This window comes from Methylomonas rivi, assembly GCF_024505165.1.
Classification (GTDB): Bacteria; Pseudomonadota; Gammaproteobacteria; order Methylococcales; family Methylomonadaceae; genus Methylomonas; species Methylomonas rivi.
On the sequence record NZ_JANIBK010000177.1, the window covers coordinates 1 to 6,700 of the forward strand.

Here is a 6,700-nt window from a genome sequence, read left to right on the forward strand (position 1 = left end):
CAAGCCATTGCCGCCAGACAGCGGCGCACAGGCCTGCTAAGGCGCGGACTGAATCTGGCCGCCGCCGCGTCGTTGCTGTTGGCGGTCATGACCGGTTTTTACCCGGATTATCTGCAACACCCGTTGGCCGATTATCGCACCCGGATTGGCGAACAGACTGCGATCAAGCTGGCCGACGGCAGTATCGCGTACCTGAATACCGATACCGCTGTTGATGTAACGATAGGCGCGGACGAGCGCCGCGTGGCACTATTACACGGCGAAGCCGAGTTCGAGGTGGCGCATGACCCCAGCCGGCCGTTTCGCGTGACGGCGGGTTCCGTAACCACGGAAGCGTTGGGCACCCGGTTTATCGTCCGTTACGACGGCGAAACCGGCGCGGTTACACTTCAGCAAGGCACGGTGCGGACCAGCCGTCCGTCCGCGCGCGGCGTCCAAATCGACAGCGCGGTACTGCAACCCGGTCAACAGTTGGCGTTCGACGCCGAAACGCTTGACGTGCCGCGCGCGGTAGACCTAAGCAACACCGACGCCTGGCGCCGCGGGCGTTTGTTGATGAACTTCGTGCCGTTGAAGCAAGTGGTTGCGGAAATCAACCGCTACCGGCGCAGCCAAATCCGCTTGCTGGACCCTGAATTGGGCGAACGGGAAGTCAACGCCGCCATCGATATTCAACACATAGACGCTTGGCTGGAGGCTTTGCAACAAACGTTGCCTATCCAGGTCATTCACGCCGGGCCGTGGGTGTTTTTGCGCTCTTGAGCCAGGAAATTCGTCCGGTTGACTCGTAGTCATTTACCAACGACAAGTCTATGATAGCCAGCATCTTAGCCATAACTATCGGACGGCCTTATGAAAACCAGCACTATCGCCGACGCCAAAAATAATCTGTCGCAACTAATCGCTCAACTCGACGGCAATGAGCCCATTCAATTAACCCGCTACGGCAAGGCCGTTGCCGTTATCCTGTCGCAAGCCTACTATCAAAAACTCATCCAGCCGAACAAAAAACTGTATCAGGCCATTATGAACTGGCGCGAGCAACGCGACGGGCGGATAAACATTGGCTTTAACGATGCCGAACTGGATGAGTTACGCGACAAGGACAGTTGCCGGGATTTTTCATGGGCAGAATAATCTACTTGTTGGATAGCAACATTCTCTCGGAACCGGCGCGCCTGGAGCCTGATGCCGGCCTAATGGACAAGCTTGCGCTTATGCCGATGGCGAGATTGCCGCGATTGCGGCAGTGAATAATCTAATCTTGGTTACCCGCAATACGCCTGATTTTGCCGGCTTTCAAAATCTAACGGTTCATAACTGGTTCCAATCTGAACTAAACCCCTCCAAACACAACCGCGACAATTTGCCGCAGCGTTAATAGTACGGCTACCCCGCCCGCCAACCGTTCTCTGCTTGAATACTTCAACCGAGGACAACACATGAGAAAAAATGGAACCCCAAGCCGAACGGTTAAAACCCGTGCAAAGCACTCGGCCGCCATAGGCCTACTGCCGCTTTGCCTGGGCTGGCTGGCACTTGCCGCACCCTCCGGCACACACGCCGAAACTCCGGCCGCCAGCACCGACCGCGGCTTCGACATCGCCCCCCAGCCTTTGTATTCCGCGCTAAGCGCGTTGGCCGAACAGTCCGGCGTACAATTTGTTTATAACTCGGAGATGGTCAAGGGCATCAGCTCGCCGGGCGTTAGCGGCCGATATTCGGTGGAAGGCGCCTTGAAGCGGTTGCTGGCGGGATCGGGAATTGGTTACCGATTCAACAGCGGCAACACCGTCACGCTGGAAAAAATAGCGGTGGTGGAACCTCAATCCAGTACCCTCATGCCGGCGGTGACGGTGACGGGAAAATCCGGCTATGCCGACAGCGATCCGTACAATCCCAACTACAACCGCGCGAGCGCCAGAACCGCCACCAAGACCGATACGCCGATCATGGAAACCCCCATGTCGATTCAAGTGGTACCAAGAGCCGTGATGAACGATCAAAAATCCGTGACTATTAAGGATGCGTTGGAAAATGTCAGCAGCGTAAGACCTCAGCCTACCTTGGGAAATGATGTCGGATTTCTGATTAGAGGTTTTAGACAACCCAAATTTTTTCGAAACGGCTTGGTTGCCAACGGTACAAATGCCAACTTTCCCAGTTTCTTTGATACGGCAAATCTTGAACGCATGGAAGTATTGAAAGGCCCGGCTTCCATTTTATTCGGCCGCATCGAACCCGGCGGCTTGATCAACCTGAGCACAAAAAAACCGCTTGATACGCCGTATTACTCCGTGGAGCAACAGTTCGGCTCGTACAATTTCTATCGTACCCAGTGGGATGCCACCGGACCGGTGACTAAAGACGGCGAACTGCTGTATCGATTCAACGGCTCACACCTGAGCAGTAATTCTTTCCGCGACTTTGTTTTTAAAGACCGCACCATGGCCGACGGCAGTATCACCTGGCGGCCTACCGATGCCACGGATTTTACCGTCGAAGTGGAAGGTATCGATCAGGATTATCAAGCTGACTTCGGTATTCCGGTAGTCGGCACGCGTCCGGCCTCCATCCCGATCAGCCGGACTTTCAGCGATCCCAACGACCCGGTGGATCATGCTTCAAAAGTCAATTTGAATACCGAATTGACGCATCGGCTCAATGACTCGTGGGTAATCCACAACCGTTTTTTGATGCAGCGTACAAACTCCGAAGAAACATTCATCAACCCGGCACCTGCGTTCGGAAATGCGTTGAATGAAGCGACCGGAGACCTGCAACGCAATGTTTTTTTTCAGAGTCAGGACACGGAATCGTATGCCACCAATCTCGATTTGACCGGCAAGTTTCAACTGGGCGTTACTAAGCACGAAATATTAGTGGGATACGATTATTTAAGATCGTTTACGAAATATCACACGCAAGGTTTTTACGATACGGCTAATGCGGCGTTAAACATCAATATCTATAACCCAGGCCCGAGTTACGGAATCGAACCGAGCGTGTTTGGTAACGCAGTTTCGACTACTGAATCGTTCGATAGCGGTAGCAATTTTTCAGTTTTTAAAGACGAATGGCACGGCGCTTATTTCCAGGATCATATTATTCTGTGGGATAAAGTGCATATCCTGGGCGGCGGCCGTTACGACTGGACCGAGACCGGCAGGGCTTACAGGGAGTCTTTCGCTGCGGCCAACGAGGCGGTGGAAAATTCATCCCCAAGCATTTTGCGAAAAGACGCTGGTTTTAGCCCCCGGGTAGGTATTCTTTACCAGCCATTGGATTGGTTAAGCGTATACGGAAACTGGACCACATCGTTTGGGGCGAATAATGGCATATCTTCCACGGGCGCGTCCTTCGACCCGCAAATTGGCGAGCAATTCGAGACGGGTTTCAAAACCGAGTGGTTTGATAAACGCCTGTCTACCACCGTCGCCTATTATCACCTAAGCAAAGAAAACCTGTTAACCCCCGATCTGACTACGCCGGATCCGAACGATAGCGTGGCGCTCGGCAAACAAAGAAGCCAAGGCATTGAGCTGGATGTTGCCGGACAACTTAGCGAAGAATTGAGCCTGATCGGTAATTATGCGTATACCGATGCGCGAATTATTGCCGATAACCGGACTCTGAATGGTCAATTGAATGGTTATGAAGGTAAACGCATGCCCAATGTGCCCGAGCATGCGGGCAGTCTTTGGCTGAAATACGATATTAAACGGAATGAACTATTCAGAGGTTTGAGTTTCGGCATCGGTGCCTATGCGGCCGGGCAGCAGGAAGGCGATAACGAAGGCTCTTTTCAACTGCCGGGTTATGTGCGCCTCGACGCCTTTACGGCTTACCAATGGAAAGTGGGCGATTCCAAATTGACCGCGCAATTTAACATCCGCAACTTGTTGGACAAAACCTATTACGAATCGACCGACCCCAATTTAAACCTGTCGCCGCGTTTAGGCGTTTATCCGGGCAGTCCGTTGTTTGCAATGGGTTCGATTAGATTGGAATATTAATCCAGCCCGCGTAGTTACGTAGGTCAGGGTGCGCGCAGCGTTCCCTGACTTTTTGGGCATTGATAGGTCACGTAACCGCTAACACGGCAACGTGACCTACGATTTTTCTTGGTAATTATGAGTAGCGAAATCATTGGAACCGTAACGACGTCGCGTACAGAATCAACAAGCGGGAGTTTGGTTCGATTAAAAACCCGCCGCAAACTTTGGCTGCAGGTGCATCTCTGGCTCGGACTGATACTTGGCTTCTTGTTGTCGATTTATGGCATCACCGGCAGCATCCTGGTGTTTCATGCCGAACTCAACGAATGGTTGCATCCGGATTTGCTGACGGTTGAACGTCCGATGGAAGGTCAATACCGGCCGCTGGCGGACATCTTTGCCGCCGGTAAAGCGGCGATGCAGCCCCAAGCCAAGCATCATTTCGCGACCTATCCGCGCAACGCTAATGCAGCCGTCAAACTCAATTTCGTGTTGCCGGTCGCGGACGGAGAGGAAAGTTGGCTGGTTGGCGTTAATCCCTACACTGCCAAGGCAACCGGCAAGCTGTTGGCGAAGCGGTCACATGATTGGTTGCCGGCCACATTTATCAATTTAATATTCGAACTGCACTACGATTTACTGATGCCGCCGGAAATCGGCGATTTGGTGGTCGGCGTGTCCGCGACATTATTGATCATTTCTACCTTAACCGGCCTGATCGTCTGGTGGCCCTTGACCGGAAACTGGCGGCAAGCTTTATTCTTCAAAGCCGGTTCCGGTCCGGTGCGCCTCAACTACGACCTGCATAAAATCAGCGGTTTTTACACGGCGCTGGTGATGCTGCCGGTGCTGTTCTCCGGCATTTACATGGTGTTGCCGCATAACGTGGTGCCGGTGCTGGAGTTATTTTCGCCGGTGACCTACCGTTACTGGTTTCAGTCCACGCCGCCGGCTCAAAACGCGCAGGCCATCGGTATGGATCAAGCGGTGGCGATTGCAATGGAACAATACCCGCAAGGTCGGCCACACTGGATATACGGCGCGCCGAATCCGACCCAGACCTATACGGTTTGCCAGGACGGCATCGATGCGCCGGGCAGTCTGTTGCAACGCCGCTGCACGGTGATCGACCGTTACTCGGGTAAAATTCTCGACCTGGACGACCCCAGCTTGCCGACCGCAACCGCTGGCGAAATCTTCACCCATTGGCAATGGCCCTTGCATTCCGGCCAAGCCTTCGGCATGACCGGACGGATTCTGGTGTTCATCACCGGCTTGGCCTGCCCGGTTTTGTTCGTCACCGGCGTCATCCGCTGGCTGCAAAAACGCCGCGCCAAACGCGCCAAACCCCGTACGTCGGGTTTGTAGGGCGGCAAGGCAACGAACCCCAACATGCTTGATCGGTTTGGCCTTTGCCTATCATTGGCCGTATTGTCGGCTAATTGCCTCGTTTTCGCGGTTGGCCGGCGGCTGAACGGTTGGGGGGTTCTTGTCGCCACCTCCCAACCCACGCACTGTTTCACTTATATTCAGCAATGTAGCTTGGGTGAAGCGGCACGAAATCCGGGATCGGCCCGGGCCGCGCCATTTGCCGCAATAGCGAGCGCCCGATAGGTCATATCGCGCAATTCAACCACTCTTGGTTCCCGCCTTCCAGCAAGAGAACGCCTATTGGCGGCATCGAAGGCCGCCGCCTTAGCCACGAGCCGCGATAATGCCCGGTCACCGACGGCCGCGCCGGTATTTGGCTCGGTTATTGCTGTAATAGCCTCTTTAGCCGCTGAAACTCATCGTCTTCCATGTCCAACCACTCGCCGGGATTTCTGCACACGCTGTTTCTGCGGCACGCCCATGAAATCAGCGCCTTCCTGCGCGGCCGCTGGCCCAGGGAGCAGGATGTGGCCGATATTGTGCAGGAAGCCTTTTTACGGCTTTCGCAATATCCCGAGCCCGAAACCATACAGAATCATCGGGCGTTTTTGTTTCAAACCGCCGCCAACCTGACCGTGGACCGCCACCGCCGCCGCGAAACCCGGGAACGTTACGACGAGCCGGACGCCGACATCGAACAGATCGCCGACCGGCAGGTATCGCCGGAGCAATACTGGCAAACCCGGCAACAACTGGAACAATTCAACAGCTGGCTGGAGGAACTGCCGGCGTTGCGCCGCCACGCCTTTGTGCTGTATCGAATCGAAGGTTGTTCGCACGCGGAAATTGCCGCCCGGCTGGGGATTTCGGTACGTTGCTCCGAACGCTATGTGATGCTGGCCATGCAGCACATCAGCGCCCGGCTGGCCGCTGTGCGTGATCGGGATTGGCTGTAATCGGAATATTAGCCGTCTATAACAATGTCAGCTAAACTGCCCCACACCTTAACCCAGTCAACAGAAACCCGCGTGCCCGATTCTTCGCCTTGTAATCAAGCCTTGTTGGACCAAGCGATAGCCTGGCTGCTGCGCGTGCGCGAAGCGCCGAACGATGGCGAGTTACAACGAACTTTTTCCGACTGGCTGGCGGCGAACCCCAGCCATCGACAGGCATATCGGCAAGCCGAAGCGCAATGGGCCTGGCTGGAACAATTCAAGGGGGCGTCCTTTCCAGCTCGCGACGAGGCTTTGCGCTATCGGCCGAAGGCCGGGCCGGCGGTCTGGCGCAAACCGGCCGCTTACAGTGCCGCGGCCGCCCTGCTGCTGGGAATC

Annotated in this window: 6 protein-coding genes; all 6 read left to right on the top strand. The window is 54.9% G+C overall.

The genetic code is table 11. The features are described 5' to 3' along the window. Window positions 1–762: FecR family protein (locus NP596_RS18935; protein ID WP_256616966.1), on the top strand; the 762-nt coding region annotated here is incomplete at its 5' end. A 90-nt stretch (window positions 763–852) separates the two neighbouring features. Then, window positions 853–1,137, top strand: coding sequence for a type II toxin-antitoxin system Phd/YefM family antitoxin (locus NP596_RS18940; RefSeq protein ID WP_256616967.1), 285 nt, complete (start codon window positions 853–855; stop codon window positions 1,135–1,137). A gap of 305 nt (window positions 1,138–1,442) precedes the next feature. Next, window positions 1,443–4,016 carry a TonB-dependent siderophore receptor gene (locus tag NP596_RS18945; RefSeq protein WP_256616968.1) on the top strand — a complete coding sequence of 858 codons (2,574 nt, stop codon included), beginning with the start codon at window positions 1,443–1,445 and terminating at the stop codon, window positions 4,014–4,016. Between the two features lie 117 nt (window positions 4,017–4,133). Continuing rightward, window positions 4,134–5,366 carry a PepSY-associated TM helix domain-containing protein gene (locus NP596_RS18950; RefSeq protein ID WP_256616969.1) on the top strand — a complete coding sequence of 411 codons (1,233 nt, stop codon included), beginning with the start codon at window positions 4,134–4,136 and terminating at the stop codon, window positions 5,364–5,366. Window positions 5,367–5,797: 431 nt separating this feature from the next. Beyond that, on the top strand, window positions 5,798–6,325 hold the full coding sequence (locus tag NP596_RS18955) for an RNA polymerase sigma factor (RefSeq protein ID WP_256616970.1): 528 nt from the start codon (window positions 5,798–5,800) through the stop codon (window positions 6,323–6,325). 72 nt (window positions 6,326–6,397) lie between these two features. After that, window positions 6,398–6,700, top strand: a 303-nt coding sequence (locus NP596_RS18960) for a FecR/PupR family sigma factor regulator (RefSeq protein ID WP_256616971.1), incomplete at its 3' end; no start/stop codon positions are given.